Source organism: Ruegeria sp. YTSC004 (assembly GCF_059609805.1).
Map to the genome: position 1 here is coordinate 623512 of NZ_JBXWMJ010000001.1, position 23958 is coordinate 647469.

A 23958-nucleotide genomic window follows, 5' to 3' on the forward strand; every position below is an offset into this window, starting at 1 on the left:
AACCAATCGAGGACCAAAATGAACGCTCCAAACGACATAGCCCCCGAAATCGCCGAAGTGGACCGGATCGTGGCACAGGCACGCAAGGCTCAGGCTGCCTATGAGGCAACTGGCAGTCAGGCGCTCTATGACAAGGCGGCGCTGGCGGCAGGTTGGGCGATCATGGATCCCGCACGCAATCAGGCACTGGCAGAACTGGCGGTTGAAACCACCGGACTGGGCAATGTCCCCGACAAGATTACCAAGAACCACCGCAAAACTCTGGGTCTTCTGCGCGACATTGCCGAGGCAAAGACATATGGCATCATCAGCGACGATCCTGAAACAGGGATCACAGAAATCGCCCGTGCGATCGGCGTCGTAGGCGCGGTGGTCCCTTCGACCAATCCGGCCGCAACACCGGCCAACAACATCATTAATGCTCTCAAAGGTGGCAACGCCATCGTCGTCGCCCCCTCGCCCAAGGGCGTGGCATCCTGTGAGAAGCTGCTAAGCTTCATCCACGCGGAGTTTGACAAGCTGGGTCTGGATCGGGATCTGGTTCAGATGATCCCCGCACCGGGGTCAAAGGCCAAAACCCAACGGCTGATGGAGACCTCGGATCGGGTGATTTGTACCGGCAGTCAGAACAACGTTCACCGCGCTCAGTCCTGCGGCACACCCGCCGTCGCGGTCGGCGCGGGCAATGTCATCGTGATTGTCGATGAAACCGCCGATTTGTCGGCGGCGGCAGCCAAGATCACGGCGTCAAAGTGTTTTGATAATGCGACTTCGTGCTCGTCCGAGAACGCAGTTGTGGTGGTAGACGCGGTCTATGATGACTTTGTCGCAGCAATGGCCGCCGAAGGTGGCGCGCTGGTCCCCGCATCCGATGCCGCAGGTATCATTGCGCGTCTCTGGCCGGACGGGCACCTCAACCGATCCGCGATTGCTCAGGACGCCGACAAGATGCTTGATGCGTTGGGGATGGCAGACAAAGCACCCGAAGGCACAAAGTTTCTGGCGGTAGAGACCGATGGGATCGGTCCCGATCATCCCCTGTCCGGAGAGAAGCTGAGCCGCGTTCTGGCCCTATATCGGGCGTCGGACTACGCGGGCGCCAAAGCTCTCGCAGCGCGCGTCCTGGCCTATCAGGGGGCCGGACACTCGGTCGGCATTCACACCAGTGACGACGCACGCGCCATTGAACTGGGTCGAGAGTTACCCACCTGCCGGGTAATCGTGAACCAAGCCCATACCTTTGCCACGGGCGGCAGCTTCACCAACGGAATGCCTTTCTCTCTATCTATGGGATGCGGCAGTTGGGGCGGAAACTCTATCGATACCAACCTGCATTGGCGGCACTTCGTCCAGACCACCAAAATTGTGCGTGAAATAGCCCCACGCGAGCCCGCGCTCGAGGACGTATTCGGCGCGTATTGGAGGGAGGCTGGCCAATGATGGAACCGCCCAATGGAACGGTCCGCGATTGGCTGGACCTAAGAGCCGATCAGGGCGGAACCGGGTTTGTGTTTCCCGATGGCGCACAGGATCTGAGCTGGGCTGAATTGCGCGGCTCGGCCAAATACGTCGCAAGCATGTTGACCAGCCTTGGGGCGCAAAAAGGCGAAAGCGCCGCCCTTATCTATCCCAATTGCCGCGAGGCTCTTATCGCCTTGTTCGGCGTACTCTATGGCGGATTCCGGGCAACCATGATCAATCTCGTCGCTGGCGACGGTGCCGTAGCCTACGCACTTGAACACAGCGGCGCGCGCTTTGCCTTCGTGCACCCGGATCAAGCAGAGTTGTTTGGCCGAACAGCCGACCCTGCCGTGACCAAACCTTTGCAGATCGCCGATGCTGGTGACGCAGATACCCAGCTTTACGACCTGACGCCCGATGATCATGCCCTTCTCATGTACACCTCAGGCACAACCGGCAGACCAAAGGGCGTTGTTCATACCCATTCCAGCCTTTTGGCAGGCGGCTGGACCACCGCTGTCGCACATGAACTGACCGACACTGATCGCGGTTTCTGCGTCCTGCCGATCTATCACATCAACGGTCTGTGCGTGACTGTAATGGGAACGCTCGTTTCGGGCGGGTCCCTGGCTATGTGCGAGCGGTTTTCGGCCAGCCGATTCTGGGAGAACCTTGGAAAGACTCAGGCTACTTGGTTTTCGGTTGTGCCCACCATCATCTCTCATCTGCTGCAATCCGACACCAATCCGGACATCCAAACCCGCCAGCGGTTGCGGTTCGGGCGCTCTGCCTCGTCCGCGCTGGCACCGGACGTACAACGGGCTTTCGAAGACCGGTTCGACGTTCCCATCGTCGAAACCATGGGGCTTACCGAAACCGCCGCGCAGATCCTGTCGAACCCACTTCCGCCCGGTGTGCGCAAGATCGGCTCACCGGGCGTTGCCTATGGAAACGACGCCGCGATCCGGGATGCGAACCAACAGCCCGTCCCGCACGGAACCGAGGGTGAGCTGGTCATACGCGGCCCGAACGTGATGCTTGAGTACCTCAAGGATCCGGATGCGACCGCAGGCACGTTTACTGCCGATGGATGGCTTCGCACCGGCGATCTGGCGCGTATGGATGAGGATGGATACGTCTATGTCACGGGCCGCTTGAAAGAGCTGATCATCAAGGGCGGCGAGAACATCGCCCCGCGTGAAATCGACGAGGCGCTTTATTCCCACCCCGACGTTGTCGAAGCCGCAGCCTTTGCACGCCCCTGCCGCAGCTATGGTGAAACCGTCGAAGCCGCTGTCAAAATCCGGGACGGGTCTGAGCTGACGCCGCTTACCCTATTAGAAATTTGTGAGACCAAACTGGGTCGGTTCAAATCCCCTGACGAGGTTCACATTCTGCATGATCTGCCAAAGGGGCCATCGGGTAAGATTCAGCGCAACCGGATACTCGAAATCGTTGACGATCAGGGCTGAGTACCAGAGGGACTATTCCCGCTGGCGCGCAGCCGGGGCCGACCGCGTGCATTGAACGGCGCTAAGTCTTGCGCCGTTTCGGCAAGGCGTCTCCACCTTTTCCCGGTTTCGCTGTCGCAGCGCGGGCGCGATTTTTCTTGCTGCTGGGTTTTCCCTTGGGCGGCGGTAGGCCTTTGGTAGATTTACCGCCGGGCTTTACGCTCGCGTCTTTACTTTTTCCGGCAGGTGCTTTGTGGGACTTCTTCTTTGCGCTCGTTGCCGTGAATTTAACATCCGGCTCGCTGAGTGACGAGTCGCGGTGCGGTGTCGAGCCATGTTCTTTTGATCGGGTCTGTTTGAAACCGCGTTCCGCTGCTTTTTTGGGCTTGCGATCTTCGGGCTTGGGTTTGCGGTTACGGGGCGTCGGGGCATCGTTCCAATCAACCGGGGTGGTGTCCCCTTTGCGCGGACGCGGTTTACCCTTGGGTGGGCGGTTGGACCTTGGACGCTCAAACGCTGGCACGTCAGGCGCGCCATCCAAGCGCACAACGTCTTTCGAACCTTCGATTTTCATACCCGGTCCAACAGCCGCTAGAAAGCCCGAAACACTGGCTTCGCGGATCTCAACGTAAGACACATCATCGGCAATCCGGATCGCACCGATATCGTCTTTGGTCAGATCACCGGCCTTGCAGATCATCGGCAGCAAATGGCGCGGCGAAGCATTTTGGTTGCGACCTTCAGACAAGGAAAACCAAACGCTCGGACCAAAGGCGGCGCGGGGTTTGGGGCGGTCCGCCGTAACCGGGGCCAACTCTTCCGGTGCTGAATGGCGCAATTTATACTGACGTAGATACGCTGCTGCTATTTGCTCAGGGGTAAATTTTTCAACCAGGTGCCGAACCGCGTCCTGTTCGCTTTCGGTAACTTCGACTTGCCAGTCATCAGAGGCGAGCATCCGCGTCTGATCTCGCTCGTTCACCTCATCCGAAGACGGGGCGACGCCCCAATCCGCCGTGAGCTTTGCGAACTTCAGAATACGCTCGGCCTTTTTCCGCGATGACGGTTCGACCACCAGGGCGCTGACGCCCTTTCGCCCTGCCCGGCCCGTGCGCCCAGAGCGATGCAAAAGCGTCTCGTGACTGTTGGGCAATTCAGCATGGATCACCAGATCGAGGTTCGGCAAATCAATCCCGCGCGCCGCGACATCTGTCGCCACACATACCCTCGCACGCCCATCGCGCATCGACTGCAACGCGTTAGAGCGTTCACTCTGCGTCAGCTCACCGGACAGTGCCACCACAGAAAACCCGCGGTTTGAAAGCCGCGTGGTCAGTCGTGACACCATCGCGCGGGTGTTACAGAAAACGATGGCATTGGGGGCTTCGTAATACCGCAATGCATTGATGATCGCGTTATCCCCGTCCCGCGGCGCCACCATCATCGCACGATATTCGATATCGGCATGTTGGGTTTTCTCGCTGACAGTGCTCACCCGCTCGGCATCGCGCTGATAGCGCGTTGCCAGGCTAGCAATGGCGCGCGGGACCGTGGCTGAGAACAGCAACGTTTGCCGCTCTGCCGGAGTTTCATCCAGGATGAACTCAAGATCCTCGCGAAATCCAAGGTCCAGCATTTCATCGGCTTCGTCCAGAACCACAGCCCGGATCGCGGTCAGATCAATGGAACCACGCATGATATGATCGCGCAGGCGACCCGGCGTTGCGACAACAATATGCGCCCCACGCGCCAGAGCCCGGCGTTCATCACGCATATCCATGCCACCAACACACGAGGCCAGAAACGCACCAGCATCCGAGTACAGCCAGCTCAGCTCGCGCTTGACCTGCATGGCCAGTTCCCGCGTTGGCGCAACCACCAAAGCCAACGGCGCGCCGGACGCCCCGAACGTCTCATCTTCGCCCAGCAACTGTGGTGCGATCGCCAACCCGAACCCGATGGTTTTTCCCGATCCGGTTTGCGCCGACACCAACATATCGCGCCCTTCCAGCTCGGGCTGTGTCACGGCCTGCTGGACTTGTGTCAAAGTATCGTAACCCTTGCGGGCAAGCGCATCTGCGATGGTCTGTTTCACGGTGGTGTTCTTTGTATCAGCCGGGGGATACGTGCCTTGCGGTATTGCAATCAGCGCATCTTCCAAGGTTAAAGACCGCCTCTTAACGGGAGTCGCTGGCAATGTATAGCCGTGTCTTTTGTGGTGACCGAAGTAAAAAACCGCCGGTCACGTAGGTATCTTTTGATGAACTTGTCTGCAGTTTCAGCCAACTGTCAAAAGCCGATGCGAAACCAATACTTTACCAGATAAAGTGGTGCCCGGGGGCGGAATCGAACCACCGACACGAGGATTTTCAATCCACTGCTCTACCCCTGAGCTACCCGGGCACGGGAACGGCGTTTACCGTTGGGTGGAGGCCTTCTATGACTTGCTACAGGCAGTGTCCAGAGGCTTTTTCACATTTTTTCAATGTGGACGTTGTTGCTCTGGTTCGGGATCGGAGACTTCTGTTTCAACGTCCTCTTCCCGCTGCGATGGAACCGCGTAGGACCCGTTCAGCCACTTGGCCAGATCAATATCAGCACACCGCTTCGAACAGAATGGTCGAAACTCGGTTACAGACTTTTCTGCGCAGATCGGGCAGCTCATTTCAGCACTTCCGACAACGGGATACGGCCGCGTTTGCGCTGTAGCTCGTAGTGGCCAAGAGGGGTCCAACCTGCCAGCGTGGTTTCGACCGAATCTGCCTTCAACGCAGCGCGCAGAGAGGCCTCGAACCCACGGCGATCCTTTTTAGGCATTGGTGCTAGGTCCAGAGTAATTTGCCCCCCAAGACCACGAACGCGCAAGGCACGGGCAAGCCCCTTGGCACAGGCGAAATTGACCTTGGTTCCGGCTGCCATCGACGTGTCGGACCCGGTGTTGACATCCACAGCGACCAAGGCCCGGGTGGGCTGAATATATAGATACCCGCCTCCGGGCAGTGGCTCGGAAATACCACGCGCCAAGTCCAATGCATCCAATACGCCATGCGTTTCGAAACTGCCCGGCTGTGTCACAACCTCAGCTGGGTCAGTCCAGTCGCGCCAGGCCAGAACATGGGGTCCGTCACCTTCCAGCAGCAGCTCGGGCTCAGTTCCCGGATCGTTCAAAACCTGATCCGCATGGGCCAGCATCGCACCGATATCTTCGGCGATTTCAGCCGCACCTTCGCCCTCACAACAGGACCGCAGGATCAGGCCATGGCTGCTGCCCTCCATGCTCTCATGAGCGATTTCAAGAAGGCGGTCACGCTCATCTTCGTCGTGGATGGAACGTGAGATATTCAAACCGGGCGCATCAGGCGTGACAATCGCATAGCGGCTTTTGAACAGAACCCGATCGGTCACTGGCAGCGCCTTACCGGGTTCGGCATAGCCCGTCACCTGAACCAACATGAGTGCACCGGGTGCGAGCCCTTTGATCTGTCGTAGAAAGGCCGGACCGTCGGGTGTGGTCAGGAACATGCCACCCTGCCCTTTGACCGGTCGGTCGGCACGGGCACGGTAAATCGTACCCGGCGCGGGCGCGTCAGCTGCAATCAGGAAATCTTCCAGCTGACCGTCGACCATAAGGGCGGCAGCTTCGCGGTTTTCGATGTGATCCAGAACAATGGTTCGACCCTTCATGACACCTCACGATACAGGGGATAGCCGATGCCTTGCAAAAGCGCGGCAGTCTCGGACAGGGGGAGCCCCACGATGCCGGTAAACGAACCAGAAATCCACGGGATGAAAGCCCCGGCAGGGCCTTGAATGGCGTAAGCGCCTGCTTTGCCCTGCCAGTCTCCGGTCGCCAGGTAGGCGTTGATTTCAACGTCTGACAGACGTTTGACCTTGACCTGAGACACAACATCACGTTGCAGAACGCGGTCCCCGCACCGTACGGCGACCGAGGTGATTACGCGGTGCCGTCGACCGGACAAAGCATGCAGAAACTCAGCCGCCTGGCCCGCGTCTTCCGGTTTTCCCAGAATACGGCGCCCCAGTGCGACCGTGGTATCCGCGCAAAGAGTTACATCGTCGCCATCGGCCTGTACCGCCTGTACTTTTGCCCGCGTAATGCGATTGCAATAGGACACCGGCAGCTCACCTTTCAGCGGCGTTTCATCAATGTCGGGTGCACGGATGGCATCGGGCTGCACGCCAAGCTGGGCCAACAGGTCCAGCCGCCTTGGGCTGCCCGATCCTAAGATAAACGCCATTGCGGCAGGCGTTACTTGAAGCGGTAGTTGATCCGACCCTTGGTCAGATCATAGGGGGTCATCTCGACCTGAACTTTGTCGCCGGCCAGAACACGGATGCGGTTCTTGCGCATCTTGCCTGCCGTATGTGCGATGATCTCATGGCCGTTTTCCAGCTCGACCCGAAACGTCGCATTAGGCAGGAGTTCCTTCACGACACCGGGAAATTCGAGCGTATCTTCCTTGGCCATGTTGTCTCCACATTTAAGTTGCACTCGCAGAATCTGCGAGGATGTGCGCTTAAATGAGCCCATTTTGGGCTTATTTCAAGGGCGGAATCACCTAAAGGGCGGATAATGTGACCGATTCGACTCGGGGGGCTTGTTCTTCCCAGTGCGTTCGGTTCAGCACCTGGCCGTCGGCACGCACTTCCGCGATGGCGGACAGATCGATGTCTGCATAGGTCCAACCGGGGTGGTTAAGTGTGCCTTCGGCCAGTACGCCGGTGGCCGGAAAGCCCTTGTCTGGCGGGCCGAAAATGCCACCCGTTCCGGTATTCATATCTACAGCCTCGGACCAGTCGTTGTTCCCGACCAATGACGCCATAACCGTAACGCACTGATTTTCCAACGCTCTTGACATAGCACCAATCCGAACGCGCCAGTAACCTGAAAGCGCTTCGGTACACGAGGGGACAAGGATTAGGTCGGCGTCGCTGAGCGCACGGCCCAGCAACGGAAACTCGCTATCATAACAGATCAACACCCCGATCTTGCCCAGCGCCGTATCGAACAGTTTCAATGGGCCGCCAGGGGCGATATCCCACGACTCGCGTTCGAACCGGGTCATGATCTGTTTGTCCTGGTGGTCCTGTTTGCCATCTGGGGCATAAAGTGCTGCCCGGTTCACAGGTCGACCGGGGCCATCCACAACCGGGGCCGATGCGCCCAGAATGTACGCCTTGTACTCCTGTGCGAGGCGCTGGTGCAGGTTTTGCACATCCTCCATCCGATCCGAGACTGCATGGATCGAACGCTCCAGATCACCCGCCACCTCGGTTCCATCGAGTGCCGACAGTTCCATCGCGCCGTATTCGGGGAAAACCAGCAGTTCCGCCCCCTGCCTCGCGGCGTCTGAGACCCAACGGTCGAGCTTGTCCTCATATTGCGCCCAACTGTCGAGCCAATCGAGGTTATAGGCGGCAGTAGCGACTTTCATGGGCTTTCCTTGCGGTCCAAACTCGGGCGAATTTAAGTGTGAGTTCGCGGGCTGTATAGCCCCATCCTGACACCTTGGGTTTTGAGTGACCATTTCCGCTATGACCCCGAACTGTCAAATGCCGCAGGATGCATGAATGACTGCCAAACCTTGCTCTTGTCGGAAATGAGCGGCCAACGAAACCGTCATTGTTGACCGGTGAACCAGCACACAATTCATTTTAAAGTGCTGGTATGTCAGCATGCAACCATCTGTCAGTCTGCAAGAGACAGATTCAGTTGATGTCTTGGCAATGATGAGAGAGCCTGAGGGTCGGTTCCGAGGGGCCATCAAACACGCACCCAATAATCCAGTTCAGCTTAGGGAGAATGAAAGTGACGAATGCAACCTACAAGAAAGTCGATGTCGTCGGCACGTCAACGGAATCTGTTGATGCAGCTATCAGGTCGGGTATCTCAAAGGCGGCTGAGACAGTTAAAAACCTTGATTGGTTCGAAGTTTCGGATATCCGAGGTCACATAACGGATGGCGAAGTTGGTCACTTCCAGGTCGCTATGAAAATCGGGTTCAGGCTCGACTAAGACAAGGCACAAGAACAGCAAAAGACCGATTTGTCCGCAGAGCAGACGAAAACTATCTACAGATCCCGCATCCAAAACTGCAGTCGCTTTGCTGTCTCGCCCTCTTCGCCAACATCCTTCCACGAAAACTGCGCGATCACACCGGGCAGCGGCTCATATCCCCGCGCGCGCCAGAAGGTATCCAAGGGGCGATAATTTTTGGGCCGCATGGGGTGGTCTGGGGCGCGCTGTACACTGCAAAAGGCGCATTTTCTGTAGCCCAGCTTGCGCGCGTGTGCCTCGCGAAGGTCAAAAAACTTATGCCCAACCCCCTGCCCCCGATAGTCCGGCAAAAGGACAGATTCGGCGCAGTAGAAGATGTCGGTCAGGTCCAGGCCCGAGCCTTCAAAGGCGGCGGCGAAATCATCAGCGTGATCGGTCAGAGGGGCACCGGTTGAAGTGCCTATCAGGCGGTCACCATCGAACGCTCCAACAACGACCGCTTTGTCGCTGTCACGGTAAGATTGCAGGTACTTCCGCTCGTAATCGATGTCGCCGTCATACAGATACGGCCATGCCCGAAACACTAGAATCCGCAAACGCGCCACATCGTCCAAAGCATTTGTCAGCGCCGCGCCAGTCAGGGGGCGGACAGCTGTAACCTCAGCCATTCGAAACCTGCTTTGTCCAGTCAGCGAGGTTGTAGAACGTGGTAACGCGGGTGATCTTGCCGTCTTTCAAGTCAAAGAACGACCCAGCGGGCAAGCGATAGGTCTGGCCGTGGGCTTCGGGCAAACCCTCATCCGTTTGCAGATAGGTGCCGTTCACAGTGAACTCGGCCGAAGCGCGGGTGCCGCCTTCGGCCTCAAACACCACGATGTCCGTCAGGTGTTCCTTGTAGCAGCGGTTCATATGGGCGCAGAAGGCTGCAAATTTTTCCTTGCCAGTGCGGATCTGGCCTTCGTTCACGTGATGCGCCACGTCATCTGACAGGCAAGCCAGCATGCCGTCGACGTCACCGGCATTGAAAGCGTCGAAATAGGTTTTGACGGTCTGGTTCATGGTCACTCCGTAGGTTCGCCCCAGCGACCTTTGAGATGCTGAATGATCTGGTCGCGGGTCTGTCGGTAGTGAATTAACTTGTCTGCGCGGCTTTCGCCCAGTCCGGTAGGGTCCATTATTGGCCAATAATCGACATCCAAGTGAAAAATGCGCGTCAATTCCAGAGCCTGGCGCTGACTGGCTGGAGACAACGCAACGATCAAGTCGAACGAGCTGAGGTCGTCACCCCATTCCTGCATCTCATCAAACGAGCGGGACCGATGGCGGGACAGTTCAACGCCGACTTCCTGACAGACAGCAATGCAAAATCCGTCAATCTCAAGGTCATTTCGCACACCGGCGGACTGCACATAAGTGCCCGTACCATAGAACTTTTTCATGAGCCCTTCGGCCATAGGGGACCGAACCGCGTTATGGTCGCAACAAAACAGGACCGACTGCGGTAAAGGCTTCACGCGTCAGCCCCCGAAATGCAGCACGCAGATCAGCGTGAAAAGGCGACGCGCGGTATCGGTATCTATGTCGGCCTTACCTTCAAGTCGCTCCTGCAAGACGCGGCTGCCTTCGTTGTGGATGCCGCGACGGGCCATGTCGATGGTTTCGATCTGGCTGGGCGGCAGGGTTTTTACCGCGTTGAAATAGCTTTCGCAGATCTGAAAATAATCTTTGACCACTTGCCGGAACGGCCCCAGCGACAGGTGAAACTCAGCTGCCTTTTCCTCGGCCTCGGTGGCTATGTCAAAGACCAGCCGCTTATCGCGGATCGACAGCTGCACACGGTATGGTCCATCAGGCGTGACACGGTCATCGCGCACCGGCAGCGCAAAGCTGTTTTCTTCCAGCAAATCATAGATCGCAACCTTACGCTCCTGCTCAATCTCGGGGGTCGGCGGAGGCAGGTTTCGGTCGTCAAGTTCGATGTGCGAGATACGAGTCATAAGGCGTGGTCCGTTCAGGTCGGGACAGACTTATAGCAACAAAATTAAATGGGCAACGCACACAGACCATTTCCTGACAAACTCGCTACAACGGGTGATCCGAAGGGTCGATTCCGTGCTTCCGCAGCAGGGTGTCGACAAGCGAGCCCTTGGCGATTTCACGACCCTGAAAAATCTTCCGAAACCAAGATCCAAAGAAATGCACGGACATTTTGTTCTGCCAGTCCAGAAACTCGAGCGCCGACATATCCGGATCGTTCCAGTGCTTTCTGTACCTAAGAGGAATCGCGTAAAGCTCGGCGCGGGCAGAACACATATCATGTTCCGGCGTGTTATAAATGTAGTGAAAGAACAAAGGTGGCCCAAAGGTCGAAAGCGGCAAACTCCAGACAGTTGATCTGCCGAATATGTCGATGTAGCTCTTTCGCCGATCCTCTGCCCACCAGGGCGGAACAAGGTCGCTGGCAAAAGCAAAATCACACATTTTTTTCAATGCCAGGCTGTCGCTTGGCAAGGCAACAACACCATTCATCATACGCCGACGTTTCATATTCGCCTTAGGAAACAAGTAACCCTGTTTGGTCTCGAACGGTCTGTTCGCGTAGGCATCGGCATCCACCCAGATATAGTCGGTATCCTGCATAAGCTTCAGGCGGAACAGATCCGCATGAACGGCAACGGATCGGGTGATCGGGTCGCGGTAAATCTCGGACGTATCAAATACTTCACGTGCGTCACGCGCCTCGATGTAATCCGGAATATCCTCGAGGTCGCCATAGTGGTAGACGATCGGCTTCTGGTCCACATCCGCGAAGGATTTCAGGCACAAATGCTCTAGAAAACTAAACCGTTTGCCGATCCAGAGTGTTGCCACGCGTTCCAAGTCTGGCTCCTTTGTGCCGGGTCGTCTTGCGGCTAGGGCGCCGTTGAACACCCATATGTTTCAAGCCCAATCCATGAGAACCAATGCAGGTTCACAGCAGGTGTGACCCCATAGCCATAAACCTTCAGCCATTCAGACGCTTCAGTCGCGCCGTGACAGACAGCCCATGCGCCTCAAGGCTTTCGGATTGTGCCAGTTGCTCAGCTGCTGGTCCGATTGCACGCAGGGCTTCTGGTGTCATTTGGCTGAGTGTGGTGCGCTTGAGAAAATCCATCACGCTGAGACCGGAGGAGAAGCGGGCCGAACGGGCCGTCGGCAGCACGTGGTTGGGGCCGCCAACATAGTCTCCAATGGCCTCGGGCGTGTACTGGCCCAGGAAGATAGCGCCAGCGTGGACAGTCTTGGCGCTCAGCGCGACCGGGTCGGCCACGCACAACTCAAGGTGTTCGGGCGCGATGCGGTTCGACAATGCCGCCGCCTCGTCCAAATCACGCACGGTGATGATCGCGCCGAAATCACGCCAGCTGGCCCCCGCGATTGCGCGGCGTTGCAGGGTTTCAAGGCGTTTATCGACGGCTTTGACGACAGCCTGCCCAAACCCGGCGTCATCTGTAATCAGAATCGACTGCGCGCTTTCGTCATGTTCTGCTTGGCTAAGCAGATCCAACGCGATCCAGTCGGGGTCGTTGTCCTTGTCGGCAATCACCAGAATCTCGGACGGGCCGGCAATCATGTCTATGCCAACCTTTCCAAAAACGCGGCGCTTGGCGGCGGCGACAAAGGCGTTGCCCGGCCCGGTGATCTTGTCGACGGGCGCGATACTGTCGGTGCCATAGGCCAGTGCGGCAATCGCCTGTGCACCGCCTACACGATAGACTGTATCCACACCGGAAAGCTGCGCCGCCAGCAGGACCAGCGGGTTCACCTGCCCGTCCGGCGTTGGCACCGCGATGGCCAAACGCTCGACTCCCGCAACCTTGGCCGGGATTGCGTTCATCAGCACTGATGACGGATAAGATGCCAGCCCGCCGGGCACATAAAGACCAGCAGCCGACACTGCAGACCAGCGCCACCCCAGCGTTGCGCCTGCTTCATCGGTCCACGCGTGATCCTCAGGCATCTGCCTTTCGTGATAGGTCCGGATACGGTCGGCAGCCAATTCCAGCGCGGCCCGATCTTCGGCCGAGACCTGATCCACAGCCTCAGTGATCTGTTCAGCGCTGAAGGCCAATGTTTCGGGGGTCAGCTCCAGCCGGTCAAACTTGGCGGTCAGTTCGATCACCGCCGCATCGCCGCGTTTCCGCACGTCATCGATAATCTCAGCGACAACGGCGTCCACATCCGGGCTGTCCTCGCGCTTGGCGGACAATAGTGTTTTGAAGGCGGTCTCGAATTCAGACGACGTCGTGTCGAGGAAAACAGGCATGTTCTGGCACTCCGGAGCGTTTGATCGGGACATACCGCCCAGATGGGCCGGCCTCAACCCTCAGTCCTGTAGGTGCAGCGATTTGCGCATACTCAGACAGGGCACGTCATTGCGCTGACTGCATCCTCCGGTGGCTTCCCAGCCGTGCCGCGCATAGAAACCCTGTGCCGTTTGGGTGGCTTCAAGCTGCCCCTCGGTACAGCCAAGAGCGATTAGTTCCCGCTCAAGCGTCTTCAACAAAGCACCGCCAATACCGCAACCAATGTGACCTGGATCGATATACAAAAGCGTGACTTCTCCGGCTTCGGTCAGCCCACCGACTGCAGCAGGCTGCCCGTTATTCTCGGCGAGCCAGATTTGTGCCCCGTTCCTGATCCAGCCTCTGATCGTCTCCGGATCTTTGTTTGCGACCCATTGTGCGATCACCTTAGGATCATCCTGATGGTCCGCCTTGCAAAGCTCGGTAATTGACCGGACCAGAACACGGCTCAGATCGAACACGTCGAAAACGGTCGCACGGCGCAGCACCAGACCCTGTGGGGGTCCGGGGAATGCCTGCGCTATGCCGCGCTTATTCCGGATGGTGCGGTGCCTGACCGGAAGGGGCCTGATACGGCCGGGTCACGTCCTTGAGGGTGACATCCAGCGCCTCGACCGACAAGCGGATCGTACCATCTCCGGCCAGTGTTAGCATGATCTGCCCGGTGCCGTCTTCGCCCGCTTCGAAATCAATCGACAGCAGGGACATCACCATTTCCTTGTCGCCGCGTTCGACCCCTTGGCTCGCCACAGAAAGCACTGAATCGAAAACCAGAACCGACTGCACCCGTTCAAACGGGCGGTCGCGGCGGGCGGCGGCATCTTTGTCTTCCCAGCGGAACCGGTTCAGCAACAGGCCAAAGCGACGTTCAGAGGGCCGCCACGTCATCTCGGTGATTGGGAAAACCGCATCCTGCGCCAGGGTCGAAATCACCTGAAGGTCATCGGCGTCCTCGGCCCCCAGATTCAGTGGGGCTTCGCGTCCGTCTTCAAAACTTGCATCTGTCATTGGCCTTTGATCCGTTCAATCTTTGCGCCCACGCCTTCCAGCTTACGCACCACATGTTCATATCCGCGGTCCAGATGATAGACCCGACTGACTGTCGTTTCCCCTTCGGCCGCCATACCGGCCAGAATCAACGACACCGAGGCCCGCAAATCCGTCGCCATTACGGGCGCGCCTTTTAGGCGTTCAACTCCGGTCACGGTCGCCGTGCCACCGTGCACTTCAATATTCGCGCCCATGCGCACCAATTCCGGGGCATGCATAAAGCGGTTCTCAAAGATACGTTCTTCCAGAACTGAGGTACCTTCGGCCGTGCACATCAGCGCCATCATCTGCGCCTGCAAATCCGTCGGGAAACCGGGAAACGGCTCGGTCACAACGTCCACAGCGTTAACACGGCCGTTCTTACGGGCAACCTTCAGGCCTTTTGGGGTTTCTTCGACATGCACGCCTGCCGCATCCAGCTTCGCCGCGAAAGAATCGACCAAAGCCATACGACCTCCCAACAGCTCAACCTCGCCGCCGCACATGGCCGGGGCCAGCATATAGGTGCCCAGTTCAATCCGGTCGGTCACCACCTGATGTGTTGCACCATGCAGCCGATCTACGCCCTGAATCTCGATGGTCGAGGTCCCCTCACCCGAAATCTGTGCACCCATCTTGCGCAGACATTCTACTAGATCGACGATCTCAGGTTCTCGTGCAGCGTTCTTCAGAACGGTCGTGCCTTTGGCCAGCGTCGCAGCCATGACGATGTTCTCGGTCGCGCCCACCGAGGCAAAGCGCATTTCATGCACCGCGCCTTTCAACCCTCCGGGGGCTTTGGCGTGCAAGTAACCGTCTTTCAGTTCAATATCCGCGCCCAGCGCTTCAAGTCCTTCGACGTGCAGATCCATCGGACGCGCGCCGATGGCACACCCCCCCGGCAGCGACACGACGGCCTGCCCGAAACGCGCCAGCAACGGACCCAGCACCAGATTGGACGCCCGCATCTTGCGCACGATCTCATAATCCGCCGTCTGACTGGTCAGGTCATGGCTGGACATCGCCAGCACCTGCCCATCCTGCAACGAGGACACTTCGGCCCCCAGCGATTGCAACAGCGCAGTCATTGTCTTGATGTCACTCAGCCGTGGCGCATTGGTCAACGTCAGCGGTTCTTCGCTGAGCAACGTTGCGGGCATCAGCGTCAGACAAGCGTTCTTGGCCCCCGCAATCGGTATCTGACCGTTCAGCGGCCCGTTGCCCGTTACCAAAATCGAATCCATCTGCTCTTATCCCTCGTCCTTGCCGGCCTTGTCTCCGGAAGCCGCTCGTGCCTTGGCCTGCGCTTTGCGCCGCGCCATATTTGCCTTGAGCGCGGCCTTAAGCCGTTCTTCGCGCGCGTCCCCGGATTTACCGTCTTTTTTAGGTGAATTTTTGTCTGCCATTGTCTTTCTCTACAGGAGACGAAAAAAACCGTCCAGACACCCTTGCGCCGCGTTTCGTTTGAGTCTAATCACCCGCCCACAGCGCTGCTGTAGCTCAGAGGTAGAGCACTCCCTTGGTAAGGGAGAGGTCGAGAGTTCAATTCTCTCCAGCAGCACCATCTAATCTCCACTGCTAAACGCAAGCGCTGCTTTGTTATGAATGCGGAATCTGGTTGTCGCGCCAGTTGCGCCACAAATGCCCGGAACCAGGGCTGTGCGGTTCACGCCCGAAAGCCCGTATTAGAAATCACCCAGTTTGCGACAGTACCGTTGAATGCGTCAAATGCGCCGTTCCGACGCCGACAATGCACCAGCTAGTGAGCTTTTGATCTCAGACGGGATGTTCCGGCCTTGCTGTTTTATCTTTGCGGCGATCCAGCCCGCAGAATGTCCGCGGCATCCTATTTTGTTCGTGCGCGCAGCGGCCAGAGTTGTCGCCTTGTCGCGAGCCAAGGCCATGGAAACCTCAACCTCGGACTCCGGCAGGGCCATTCGAACTGCGCTGAACACGTCCATCGAGACCTGTAAAGTCTGACGTTCTAGCCGATGGGCAGCGTTGGTCAGCAGTCGCGTGCAATAAGCCGACAAGAAATACCAACGGAACACCTGAAAAACCTGACCGTTGGACGCCGCCATATCCGGCGCGCGGTCCGCAACAGCGGTCAGTTCGGAAAAGGCAGCTTCGGCCAATTTGGCCGCATCGCAAATCTGACGCTCGCGACTGGCACGAGAAACCGCGCCGTTGGCGAAGCGGGAGTCAGATTTACCGATTTCCAAGTGCATTGATATCCTCCACCGTCAATTTGTGATGAAGATATAAAATCTGACGGCATCGCCGGCATGGGAATTGCGGTCAGAATTTCCCGATTTGTCGTCTTTTTTGGCCAACTTCAGAGTCTGTCTATACATTTCACTCTATAAGTTGGCCTGTTTTGAGCCATTTGGTCAACTGGTGAACACCGCAAACGTTAATGTTTTAAACAAAAAGCACACATATCTGACACGATCTTGTAATAGTTATGCCCACTTCGATATGTATGAATACTCAATCCTGCTGACCAGTTTACCAGTAAAGTTTTAACGAGGGGGTACGAAGCAGGATCAGGGGGTGAGCGCCTGTTCAGCCAGGCTCGCCTTAGGACAGAGACGCTCCCCCCGTCCTTATCACTTAGTCTATCTTGTTCTTTTGGGCATGTGGCGTCACACCAAAACTCGACCGGTACACGCGCGAAAAATGTCCCGGATTTTCGAATCCGCAGGCCATGGCCACCTCGGTGACAGACGCTTCGGTCTGCAATAGCAGCTTCTGCGCGCGCTCCAGCCGAAGCTCCATAAAGTACTTCTTGGGCGACGTGTTGAGGTATTTACCGAACAGCCGTTCCAACTGGCGCGTTGAAATCCCCAGATCCCCGGCAATATCAGATGGGGAAACCGGTGCCTCGATGCAGTCCTGCATGATATGAATTGCCTTGGCGAGATGCGCGTTACGCATCCCGTTGCGCGATTGAAGGGACACGCGCTGTTTGGCCGTGGCATTGCGCACGGCGTTGTAGACCATCTGGTCAGCAACCGCGATGGACAACTCTTCGCCGTGGTCCCTTTCAATCAGGTGCAACATCAGGTCGGCGGTCGCCGTGCCACCCGAGGCAGTAATGTGCTTTTCATCGGCGACAAAGACACTGCGCACCAGATTCACCTCGGGAAAGGCCTCCATAAAGGCATCGTGGTACTCCCAGTGAATGGCGGCCTGCATCCCGTCCAGAAATCCTGCCTCGGCAAGCAACCACGCGCCCGAACACAAAGCGCCGATGGCCGTACCTCTCGCCCGCTCGCGCCGAAGGGTTGCTAGCAAAGGGCGCGAGACATGGTTGCGCATATGAATACCTGACAGCACGAACAGTTGGTCGGTCTTTGGCAGCGCGTCCAGTCCCCCATGAACCAAAGTCACCGACCCGTTGGAACAAACGGCCTGCTTGCTGTGTTCGGATACAAAAGACCACTCATACAGATCTTGACCGCTGACGAGGTTGGCAATGCGCAGCGGTTCGACCGCGCAGGAAAAGGCGAGATGCGAGAATTCCTCGATCAGGATGAAAGTGATGTGGCGGGGTTGGCGCATAGACGTCCGATTCAGTTTGACGTGGTCGACGGCCTATGCTGCACGATTCTTTTCTGTATACAACTTGTATTTTATTGGAATACAGAGAATGAACGAAATAGCCGGCACGATTCGCGCAGCGACTGTTGGAGGAACGGATGAAAGACGACGCCAAATCCCGAAAGGCCGAGTTGATGGAGCACCTGAAAGTGTCGATCCTGACGCTGCGCCTGCAACCAGGCACAGATCTGGACGAAGCGCATCTGTCCGACGCTTTCGGCTTGTCCCGGACACCGTTGCGCGAAGTGTTCCGGCAACTGGCGGGCGAAGGCTATCTGGACTTGCGTACCAACCGCAGTGCCCGGGTGTCTGAGATGTCTTATACCACCCTGCGTGACTTCTTTCTGGCTGCACCCATGGTCTATGGCGCGGTTTTGCGACTTGCCGCGCAGAACGCCACACGAACTCAGATCAACGACCTGAAAGACGCGCAACAGGCGTTCAAGGCTGCGTTGCAATCCGGATCCGCCGAAGATCGGGCGCTGGCCAATAACCGCTTTCATGATGTGACCGGAGAGATGTCAGGCAATGTCTACTTGCGGCCATCATTCAACCGGTTGCTGATCGACCATGCCCGGATCGGGATGACCTTCTATAGACCCCAATCCGCGCACAAGACCGAGAACCTGTCCGAGGCAAGTCGCCAGCATGACGCCATCATCGCCGCCATCGAGGCGGGCGATGAGGCGGCTGCTGCGCAGCTGGCCGAGGATCACTGGAACCTGTCACGCGACCAAATCGAACTGTTCGTGATGCCTGCTGCGCTGGATATCCCGATGGGTATCCCGCCCCTTTCGAAACCTGCATGAGGACGGAATGAACCCGATTTTTAGATTTGAGGGGATCTATACCCCGGTGGTCACGCCCTATCACCAAGATGGCGGCGTGAACTGGGATGCCCTGTCCCACGTGATCGAATACCTGATAGAGAATAGTGTGCACGGGCTGATATCGGGCGGGTCAACGGGTGAGAACTATGCCCAGACTGTCGAAGAACGACTGGAACTGGCGTCGTTCACGCATAAGCAGTTGAAAGGCCGGTTGCCTCTGGTTGTCGGAACCGGCGCGATGCTGACGCCGGATTCCATCGCGCTGGCCTCGGGCGCGCGTGAGATTGGCGCGGACGCGATCCTGCTGGCCAGCCCACCCTATTCGGTGCCGACCGATCGGGAAAACGCCCTGAACGCGCTGGCCATCGACAAGGCCGCTGACTTGCCGGTGATGTTGTACAACTACCCGCACCGCACCGGTACGATGATGGGGGAAGAATTCCTTGACCGCGTGGGGCGCAGCCGAAACTTCTGCGGCATCAAGGAAAGCTCGGGGGATATCAACCGGGTGCATTTGTTGGCGAGGGATTACCCGCATATCCAGCTTGGCTGCGGCATGGATGATCAGGCGCTGGAATTCTTCGCCTGGGGCGCACCGTTCTGGGTCTGCGGTGGGTCGAACTTCCTGCCAGCCGAACATGTAGCACTATATCAAGCCTGCGTTGTCGAAAGGAACTTCGCCAAGGGCCGCCGCATCATGTCCGCCATGATGCCGTTGATGCGGGTGCTGGAACAGGGCGGCAAGTTCATCCAGACCATCAAGCATGGCGTCACCATGAACGGGATCGACGCAGGCGCGATGCGGCCCCCGCTAAAGGGGCTGAACAAGGATGACAAACGCGCATTGGAACAGGTGACGCGCGTGCTGAAGAAAACAATCGCAGATATCGTGGCGGAGGGCTAAGGCATGGAATTGCTGACACAGGACGAATACAAATCCATCGCTGCGGGCCTGACCTTGCCCACCGGGGCCTTCATCGACGGTGCTTACCGCCCGGCTATCTCGGGCAATACTTTTGAGACGGTGAACCCCGCTACAGGTGAGAATCTGGCCGATATTACCGCTTGCGACGCGGCGGATGTGGATTTTGCCGTCGAAAAAGCGCGCGAGGCGTTTGACGATGGACGCTGGTCCAGAATGCACCCCTCGGATCGCAAGGACATACTGATCCGACTGGCCAAGTTGATGACTCGCAATGCCCGTGAATTGGCAGTGATGGAGAGTATCGACAGCGGCAAGACCATTTATGACTGCGAAACCGTGGATATCCCCGAAACGATCCACTGCCTGAAATGGCATGCCGAGGCGATCGACAAAATCTATGATCAGGTCTCGCCCGCCAGCGACGACCACATCGCCATGGTGGTTCGCGAACCCATCGGAGTTGTGGGGTTGGTGCTGCCGTGGAACTTCCCGCTGCTGATGCTGGCGTGGAAGATCGGGCCTGCCTTGGCGGCGGGCTGCTCGGTTGTGGTGAAACCGGCAACCGAAACCACGCTGACCGCCCTGCGCCTCGCGGAACTGGCGATGGAGGCGGGCCTGCCGCGCGGCGTTCTGAACATCGTTCCGGGCGGCGGTGCTGATGTCGGTGAGCCGATTGGTCGACACATGGATATCGACATGGTCTCTTTCACCGGCTCGACCGTCACTGGCAAACGGTTCCTGACCTATTCGGCGGAAAGCAACGCCAAGGAGGTTGTGTTGGAGATGGGCGGCAAGAACCCGGCCATCGTGATGGATGACGCCGAGAACCTTGACCGCGTGGCGGCCCATGTCGTGAATGGCGCGTTCTGGAACATGGGTGAGAACTGTTCCGCCTCGTCCCGTCTGATCGTGCACAAGGACGTAAAGGCCGAGTTGCTAGAGCGGATCGCCCATCACGCGAAGCAGTGGAACATCGGTGATCCGCTGGACCCGGAAACCCGAATGGGTGCGTTGGTCAGCGAAGGCCACTACAACAAGGTCTGCGGCTACTTAGAGCAAGCCGAAAACGTGGTGATTGGTGGCAATGCCAACAAGGGTTTTGTCGAAGCGACCGTGGTCGAAGTGCCCGGCAATCACAGCACTCTGGCGCGCGAAGAGATCTTTGGTCCCGTTCTGTCGGTGATCGAAGTGTCTGGCTTTGACGAGGCCATCAAGATTGCCAATGACACCGACTATGGCCTGTGTGCTTCGATCTTTACGGCTAACGCCAAGCGAGCCATCCGCGGCGCGCGGGCGATCCGCGCCGGAACCGTGACGGTGAACAGCTTTGGCGAGGGTGACATCACCACCCCCTTCGGCGGCTACAAACAATCCGGTTTTGGTGGCCGCGACAACTCGGTCCACGCCCACGACCAGTACACCCAGTTGAAAACCATCTGGATTGATCTGGCCGATGATGCGGACGAGGCGATCGATTGACGGCCTATACTGCAAAACGGCTGCCACGACAGACTGGGCCGGCGGGGTGGAACGCCATTCTGCCGCCCCAAACATCGCTCCCCCGACTTGAACAGAACATCTCTGCCGACGTCACAATTGTCGGTGGCGGGTTTGCCGGGCTGAGCGCTGCGCGCCGGCTGCATCAGGTTGACCCAGCGCTCAAGGTTGTTCTGCTAGAGGCCGGTCGTTTTGCCGAAGGTTCCGCTGGCCGCAATTCGGGCTTCATGATCGATCTGCCCCATGATCTGGCCTCGGACAATTACGCCGGAGACGGGCTGGAAGCTGACCGCGCAACCATAGCCCTAAACCGCCGCGCAATAAGATTTGCAACGAACGTGGCAGATGAATGCAACCTGCCGCAGGAAATGTTCGATCCATGTGGCAAGTTCAACGCCGCTGCCACACGAGTCGGGGACAGGCACAACCGCGAATTCGCCGCGCATCTGGACCGGTTGGGCGAACCTTACACGCTTTATGACCGCCAACAGATGCAAGAGATCACGGGTAGTCCGCACTATTCCTCGGGCCTTTATGCGCCCGGCACGGTGATGATCCAGCCCGCCGGTTACATTCGGGCTCTGTCCTCTCACCTGTCGTCACAGGTTGATCTGTTCGAAAACTCTCCCGTTACCGGCTTTGAAAAACAAGGCGCGGGATGGCGGGTGAAAACACCTGAAGCGCAGGTTTCGACGGGCCGTATCATTCTGGCCAATAACGGCCATCTGGAGAGTTTTGGCTTCTACGAACGCCGACTGATGCACATCTGCCTTTACGCGTCGATCACCGAGCGATTGACGCCTGAACAGATCAAGACATTGGGAGGCCAGCCCCGCTGGGCCGTCACCCCAGCCGATCCGATGGGCACGTCGGTCCGGCGCGTCTCGGGCAGTTATGGGGATCGACTGCTGGTCCGCACCTGCTCGACCTTCCACCCGACGATCGAGACCAGCCCCATGCGCCTGCGCAATGCAGGGTGGGTGCATGACCGCAAGTTTCGTGAACGGTTTCCGCATCTGCCCGATGTACGAATGGAGCATCGTTGGGCTGGAATGCTTTGCCTTAGCCGAAACGGATCAGCGGCGTTCGGAGAGTTGGACAAGGGCGTCTTCTCGGCCTGTTGTCAGAACGGTTTGGGAATTGCCCGAGGGACATTGCAGGGCATGGCAGCGGCGGAATTGGTCACGCAGGGCGGATCGGACATTGCAAATCATTTCCTGGCCCAACCGATGCCGCCGCGCCTACCACCCGAGCCGTTCGCATCTTTGGGTGCAAATAGCTATCTGATTTGGAAAGAGTGGCGTTCCGGCAAGGAATGACCTGTCAGGGCAGGCTGAGCTTGGACATACGACCCCCATCCACCGTGTAAATCTGACCGGTGACAAAGCTGGCCTCTTCAGACGCAAGAAACGCCACCACTGCCGCGACCTCCTCTGGTCGGCCAGTCCGGGCGACGGGATGGATGCGGCCAATGTCGCGGCGAAATGCATCCGGGTCCGGCTGAGCGTCGATGAAACCCATGTTCAGTTCAGTGTCGATCCAGCCGGGCGCCACCGCGTTGCAGCGGACCCCCTCCGTCCCGTGATCCACGGCGACGGCACGGGTCAAGCCGTGCAACCCGGCCTTGGTCGCACAATAGGCCGCATGGCCCGGATTACTGCCTAACCCTTCGATCGAGCCGATATTGACGATGTTTCCTTGCGTCTGCCGCAAATGAGGCAGCGCCGCCTTGATCAGCAAAAAAGGAGCCGTCAGGTTGACTGTCAGGTTGCGCTGCCAGTCCTCCAGGCTCGTGTCTTCGACAAGGGCTTCCTGCATCATGCCCGCGTTGTTGACGAGGATATCCAGACGCCCTGCCCGTTCAACGACTTGATTTACCACAGATTGCGGGCTGCTCGGATCACCAAAATCTGCCTCGATCCCTTCGAACCTGGGATCTTGCCCGCGTTGTGCGGTAAACACCTGCGCCCCGTCCTGACGCAGTCGATCAGCAATGGCCCGACCGATCCCGCTGCGTCCGCCGGTGACAAGGGCGGTTTTGCCATTAAATCGGGTCATGATACCGGCTTGCCTCCATTCACTTCCAGCAACGCACCGCACACATACCGCGACGCATCCGAGGCCAAAAACAGGATCACATCAGCTATGTCTTCGGGTTCCGCAATTCGCCCCAAGGGAACAGTCTGCCCCAGCTTGGCGACAGCTGTGTCCGGGTCGAAGCCACGCTTGGCAAAACCGGATCGCAACATAGGCGTGTTCACCTCGTTCGGGCAAACCGCGTTGATGCGAATGCCCTGATGGGCGTGGTCCATCCCCATGCATTGGGTCAGAGAGGCAATCGCGGCCTTGGTCATGCAGTAAACTGCATGGTTTGGGCCAGGACGCAGACCCCAACAGGATGCGGTGTTCACAATCGCCCCGCCTCCGTTCGCAGCCATTATCGGTATCGCAGCGCGGCAAATGCGAAAGGGGGCTTCGACGTTCACGCCCAGAGACAGAGACCAATCCTGATCCGAAGTTTCAGTGACGGCACCCCGCGTAATGACACCTGCGTTGTTAACAACAATGTCCAACCCGCCCAGCGCATCTGCTGCCCTTTGCGGAAGTGCATCGGCATAGGTCGCGTCCAGCAGATCACCAGGCAGATGGGCATCAGCCTCGATCCCGTCAGTCAGGCGGTCAGCAACGGCAACCTGCGCGCCGGCAGCAAGTAGGCGGCGCACCAGAGAGGTTCCGATCCCCCCTGCAGCGCCTGTGACCAAAGCCGATTTTCCTTCAAACTCCATGATATGCTCCA

General features: G+C 58.0%; 27 protein-coding genes and 2 tRNA genes. 8 read left to right on the forward strand and 21 right to left on the reverse strand.

Translation table 11 applies throughout. The features are described 5' to 3' along the window. Positions 1–18 precede the first annotated feature (18 nt). Both sauS and AC2FFP_RS03060 read left to right on the forward strand, forming a co-directional pair. A complete protein-coding gene (gene sauS / locus AC2FFP_RS03055; protein WP_496843725.1) occupies positions 19–1440 on the forward strand; it encodes an acylating sulfoacetaldehyde dehydrogenase in 1422 nt (473 codons plus the stop codon). Continuing rightward, a complete protein-coding gene (locus tag AC2FFP_RS03060; protein WP_496880696.1) occupies positions 1437–2933 on the forward strand; it encodes an AMP-binding protein in 1497 nt (498 codons plus the stop codon). Before sauS ends, AC2FFP_RS03060 begins: the two co-directional genes overlap by 4 nt. A 61-nt stretch (positions 2934–2994) precedes the next feature. Here AC2FFP_RS03060 and AC2FFP_RS03065 read toward each other — a convergent pair whose 3' ends face one another. The 7 genes from AC2FFP_RS03065 to AC2FFP_RS03095 form a co-directional block, all read right to left on the reverse strand. After that, positions 2995–5007 carry a DEAD/DEAH box helicase gene (locus AC2FFP_RS03065; RefSeq protein WP_496880697.1) on the reverse strand — a complete coding sequence of 671 codons (2013 nt, stop codon included), beginning with the start codon at positions 5005–5007 and terminating at the stop codon, positions 2995–2997. A 233-nt stretch (positions 5008–5240) separates the two neighbouring features. Next, a tRNA-Phe gene (locus AC2FFP_RS03070) sits at positions 5241–5315 on the reverse strand. Between the two features lie 79 nt (positions 5316–5394). Then, positions 5395–5577, reverse strand: a complete 183-nt coding sequence (locus AC2FFP_RS03075; RefSeq protein WP_058275399.1) for a DNA gyrase inhibitor YacG — start codon at positions 5575–5577, stop codon at positions 5395–5397. Then, on the reverse strand, positions 5574–6596 hold the full coding sequence (locus tag AC2FFP_RS03080; RefSeq protein WP_496880698.1) for a ribonuclease E/G: 1023 nt from the start codon (positions 6594–6596) through the stop codon (positions 5574–5576). Before AC2FFP_RS03080 ends, AC2FFP_RS03075 begins: the two co-directional genes overlap by 4 nt. Further along, positions 6593–7171: a Maf family protein gene (locus AC2FFP_RS03085; RefSeq protein ID WP_496843728.1), complete on the reverse strand. Its 579-nt coding sequence runs from the start codon at positions 7169–7171 to the stop codon at positions 6593–6595. The genes AC2FFP_RS03080 and AC2FFP_RS03085 overlap by 4 nt, the downstream gene beginning before the upstream one ends. 11 nt (positions 7172–7182) lie before the next feature. Next, the gene (infA, locus tag AC2FFP_RS03090; protein WP_005978431.1) at positions 7183–7401 is read right to left on the reverse strand and encodes a translation initiation factor IF-1; all 219 of its coding nucleotides are present in this window, start codon (positions 7399–7401) and stop codon (positions 7183–7185) included. A 91-nt stretch (positions 7402–7492) separates the two neighbouring features. Next, positions 7493–8368 (reverse strand): carbon-nitrogen hydrolase family protein, encoded by an 876-nt coding sequence (locus AC2FFP_RS03095; RefSeq protein WP_496843730.1) that lies wholly within the window; start codon positions 8366–8368, stop codon positions 7493–7495. A 368-nt stretch (positions 8369–8736) separates the two neighbouring features. Here AC2FFP_RS03095 and AC2FFP_RS03100 point away from each other — a divergent pair, with 368 nt between their 5' ends. After that, positions 8737–8949 (forward strand): dodecin, encoded by a 213-nt coding sequence (locus tag AC2FFP_RS03100; RefSeq protein WP_496880699.1) that lies wholly within the window; start codon positions 8737–8739, stop codon positions 8947–8949. A 56-nt stretch (positions 8950–9005) separates the two neighbouring features. Here the strand turns inward: AC2FFP_RS03100 and AC2FFP_RS03105 are convergent, their stop codons facing one another. The 10 genes from AC2FFP_RS03105 to AC2FFP_RS03150 form a co-directional block, all read right to left on the reverse strand. Continuing rightward, the gene (locus AC2FFP_RS03105; protein WP_496843733.1) at positions 9006–9599 is read right to left on the reverse strand and encodes a GNAT family N-acetyltransferase; all 594 of its coding nucleotides are present in this window, start codon (positions 9597–9599) and stop codon (positions 9006–9008) included. Beyond that, positions 9592–9990 carry a ketosteroid isomerase-related protein gene (locus AC2FFP_RS03110; protein ID WP_496725489.1) on the reverse strand — a complete coding sequence of 133 codons (399 nt, stop codon included), beginning with the start codon at positions 9988–9990 and terminating at the stop codon, positions 9592–9594. Before AC2FFP_RS03110 ends, AC2FFP_RS03105 begins: the two co-directional genes overlap by 8 nt. A gap of 2 nt (positions 9991–9992) precedes the next feature. Continuing rightward, entirely contained in the window at positions 9993–10445 is a 453-nt protein-coding gene (locus AC2FFP_RS03115; RefSeq protein ID WP_058275393.1) for an arsenate-mycothiol transferase ArsC, read from the reverse strand. A 3-nt stretch (positions 10446–10448) separates the two neighbouring features. Then, the gene (locus AC2FFP_RS03120) at positions 10449–10928 is read right to left on the reverse strand and encodes a UPF0262 family protein (protein WP_496696377.1); all 480 of its coding nucleotides are present in this window, start codon (positions 10926–10928) and stop codon (positions 10449–10451) included. A gap of 85 nt (positions 10929–11013) precedes the next feature. Continuing rightward, complete coding sequence (locus tag AC2FFP_RS03125) at positions 11014–11811, reverse strand: hypothetical protein (RefSeq protein ID WP_496780589.1); 798 nt, start codon at positions 11809–11811, stop codon at positions 11014–11016. Between the two features lie 124 nt (positions 11812–11935). After that, the gene (gene hisD, locus AC2FFP_RS03130) at positions 11936–13237 is read right to left on the reverse strand and encodes a histidinol dehydrogenase (protein ID WP_496741274.1); all 1302 of its coding nucleotides are present in this window, start codon (positions 13235–13237) and stop codon (positions 11936–11938) included. 60 nt (positions 13238–13297) lie between these two features. After that, entirely contained in the window at positions 13298–13765 is a 468-nt protein-coding gene (locus AC2FFP_RS03135) for a GNAT family N-acetyltransferase (RefSeq protein ID WP_496780587.1), read from the reverse strand. 43 nt (positions 13766–13808) lie between these two features. Beyond that, positions 13809–14285: a DUF2948 family protein gene (locus AC2FFP_RS03140; RefSeq protein ID WP_496880700.1), complete on the reverse strand. Its 477-nt coding sequence runs from the start codon at positions 14283–14285 to the stop codon at positions 13809–13811. Continuing rightward, the gene (murA, locus tag AC2FFP_RS03145; protein WP_496880701.1) at positions 14282–15550 is read right to left on the reverse strand and encodes a UDP-N-acetylglucosamine 1-carboxyvinyltransferase; all 1269 of its coding nucleotides are present in this window, start codon (positions 15548–15550) and stop codon (positions 14282–14284) included. The genes AC2FFP_RS03140 and murA overlap by 4 nt, the downstream gene beginning before the upstream one ends. A 6-nt stretch (positions 15551–15556) precedes the next feature. Next, positions 15557–15712 (reverse strand): hypothetical protein, encoded by a 156-nt coding sequence (locus AC2FFP_RS03150; protein ID WP_496725483.1) that lies wholly within the window; start codon positions 15710–15712, stop codon positions 15557–15559. An 83-nt stretch (positions 15713–15795) separates the two neighbouring features. Between AC2FFP_RS03150 and AC2FFP_RS03155 the strand changes: the two genes are divergently transcribed. After that, positions 15796–15870, forward strand: a tRNA-Thr gene (locus AC2FFP_RS03155). A 160-nt stretch (positions 15871–16030) separates the two neighbouring features. Here AC2FFP_RS03155 and AC2FFP_RS03160 read toward each other — a convergent pair. Both AC2FFP_RS03160 and AC2FFP_RS03165 read right to left on the reverse strand, forming a co-directional pair. Further along, positions 16031–16534, reverse strand: coding sequence for a hypothetical protein (locus AC2FFP_RS03160; protein ID WP_496768814.1), 504 nt, complete (start codon positions 16532–16534; stop codon positions 16031–16033). 385 nt (positions 16535–16919) lie between these two features. Then, positions 16920–17870, reverse strand: coding sequence for a GlxA family transcriptional regulator (locus AC2FFP_RS03165; protein WP_108862113.1), 951 nt, complete (start codon positions 17868–17870; stop codon positions 16920–16922). A gap of 137 nt (positions 17871–18007) precedes the next feature. On the opposite strand from AC2FFP_RS03165, the gene AC2FFP_RS03170 reads away from it, so the two are divergent. Genes AC2FFP_RS03170 through AC2FFP_RS03185 form a run of 4 tightly spaced genes read left to right on the forward strand, consistent with a single transcriptional unit; the run spans position 18008 to position 22480 of the window. Next, the gene (locus AC2FFP_RS03170) at positions 18008–18718 is read left to right on the forward strand and encodes a GntR family transcriptional regulator (RefSeq protein WP_109310760.1); all 711 of its coding nucleotides are present in this window, start codon (positions 18008–18010) and stop codon (positions 18716–18718) included. A gap of 7 nt (positions 18719–18725) precedes the next feature. After that, positions 18726–19643 carry a dihydrodipicolinate synthase family protein gene (locus AC2FFP_RS03175; RefSeq protein WP_496740646.1) on the forward strand — a complete coding sequence of 306 codons (918 nt, stop codon included), beginning with the start codon at positions 18726–18728 and terminating at the stop codon, positions 19641–19643. A gap of 3 nt (positions 19644–19646) precedes the next feature. Then, a complete protein-coding gene (locus AC2FFP_RS03180; protein ID WP_496880702.1) occupies positions 19647–21143 on the forward strand; it encodes an aldehyde dehydrogenase in 1497 nt (498 codons plus the stop codon). After that, a complete protein-coding gene (locus AC2FFP_RS03185; RefSeq protein WP_496768820.1) occupies positions 21140–22480 on the forward strand; it encodes an NAD(P)/FAD-dependent oxidoreductase in 1341 nt (446 codons plus the stop codon). Before AC2FFP_RS03180 ends, AC2FFP_RS03185 begins: the two co-directional genes overlap by 4 nt. Positions 22481–22484: 4 nt before the next feature. On the opposite strand, the gene AC2FFP_RS03190 is transcribed toward AC2FFP_RS03185, so the two are convergent. Beyond that, complete coding sequence (locus AC2FFP_RS03190; protein WP_496740651.1) at positions 22485–23219, reverse strand: SDR family NAD(P)-dependent oxidoreductase; 735 nt, start codon at positions 23217–23219, stop codon at positions 22485–22487. Then, on the reverse strand, positions 23216–23947 hold the full coding sequence (locus AC2FFP_RS03195; RefSeq protein WP_496843738.1) for an SDR family NAD(P)-dependent oxidoreductase: 732 nt from the start codon (positions 23945–23947) through the stop codon (positions 23216–23218). Before AC2FFP_RS03195 ends, AC2FFP_RS03190 begins: the two co-directional genes overlap by 4 nt. Positions 23948–23958 lie beyond the last annotated feature (11 nt).

Bases quoted from the DNA above. Each gene is read 5' to 3' on its own strand.
- sauS (WP_496843725.1), top strand. From the start codon at position 19: ATGAACGCTCCAAACGACATAGCCCCCGAAATCGCCGAAGTGGACCGG.
- AC2FFP_RS03060 (WP_496880696.1), top strand. From the start codon at position 1,437: ATGATGGAACCGCCCAATGGAACGGTCCGCGATTGGCTGGACCTAAGA.
- AC2FFP_RS03075 (WP_058275399.1), bottom strand. From the start codon at position 5,577: ATGAGCTGCCCGATCTGCGCAGAAAAGTCTGTAACCGAGTTTCGACCA.
- AC2FFP_RS03080 (WP_496880698.1), bottom strand. From the start codon at position 6,596: ATGAAGGGTCGAACCATTGTTCTGGATCACATCGAAAACCGCGAAGCT.
- AC2FFP_RS03085 (WP_496843728.1), bottom strand. From the start codon at position 7,171: ATGGCGTTTATCTTAGGATCGGGCAGCCCAAGGCGGCTGGACCTGTTG.
- infA (WP_005978431.1), bottom strand. From the start codon at position 7,401: ATGGCCAAGGAAGATACGCTCGAATTTCCCGGTGTCGTGAAGGAACTC.
- AC2FFP_RS03095 (WP_496843730.1), bottom strand. From the start codon at position 8,368: ATGAAAGTCGCTACTGCCGCCTATAACCTCGATTGGCTCGACAGTTGG.
- AC2FFP_RS03100 (WP_496880699.1), top strand. From the start codon at position 8,737: ATGAAAGTGACGAATGCAACCTACAAGAAAGTCGATGTCGTCGGCACG.
- AC2FFP_RS03105 (WP_496843733.1), bottom strand. From the start codon at position 9,599: ATGGCTGAGGTTACAGCTGTCCGCCCCCTGACTGGCGCGGCGCTGACA.
- AC2FFP_RS03110 (WP_496725489.1), bottom strand. From the start codon at position 9,990: ATGAACCAGACCGTCAAAACCTATTTCGACGCTTTCAATGCCGGTGAC.
- AC2FFP_RS03120 (WP_496696377.1), bottom strand. From the start codon at position 10,928: ATGACTCGTATCTCGCACATCGAACTTGACGACCGAAACCTGCCTCCG.
- hisD (WP_496741274.1), bottom strand. From the start codon at position 13,237: ATGCCTGTTTTCCTCGACACGACGTCGTCTGAATTCGAGACCGCCTTC.
- AC2FFP_RS03140 (WP_496880700.1), bottom strand. From the start codon at position 14,285: ATGACAGATGCAAGTTTTGAAGACGGACGCGAAGCCCCACTGAATCTG.
- murA (WP_496880701.1), bottom strand. From the start codon at position 15,550: ATGGATTCGATTTTGGTAACGGGCAACGGGCCGCTGAACGGTCAGATA.
- AC2FFP_RS03150 (WP_496725483.1), bottom strand. From the start codon at position 15,712: ATGGCAGACAAAAATTCACCTAAAAAAGACGGTAAATCCGGGGACGCG.
- AC2FFP_RS03160 (WP_496768814.1), bottom strand. From the start codon at position 16,534: ATGCACTTGGAAATCGGTAAATCTGACTCCCGCTTCGCCAACGGCGCG.
- AC2FFP_RS03165 (WP_108862113.1), bottom strand. From the start codon at position 17,870: ATGCGCCAACCCCGCCACATCACTTTCATCCTGATCGAGGAATTCTCG.
- AC2FFP_RS03170 (WP_109310760.1), top strand. From the start codon at position 18,008: ATGAAAGACGACGCCAAATCCCGAAAGGCCGAGTTGATGGAGCACCTG.
- AC2FFP_RS03175 (WP_496740646.1), top strand. From the start codon at position 18,726: ATGAACCCGATTTTTAGATTTGAGGGGATCTATACCCCGGTGGTCACG.
- AC2FFP_RS03180 (WP_496880702.1), top strand. From the start codon at position 19,647: ATGGAATTGCTGACACAGGACGAATACAAATCCATCGCTGCGGGCCTG.
- AC2FFP_RS03190 (WP_496740651.1), bottom strand. From the start codon at position 23,219: ATGACCCGATTTAATGGCAAAACCGCCCTTGTCACCGGCGGACGCAGC.
- AC2FFP_RS03195 (WP_496843738.1), bottom strand. From the start codon at position 23,947: ATGGAGTTTGAAGGAAAATCGGCTTTGGTCACAGGCGCTGCAGGGGGG.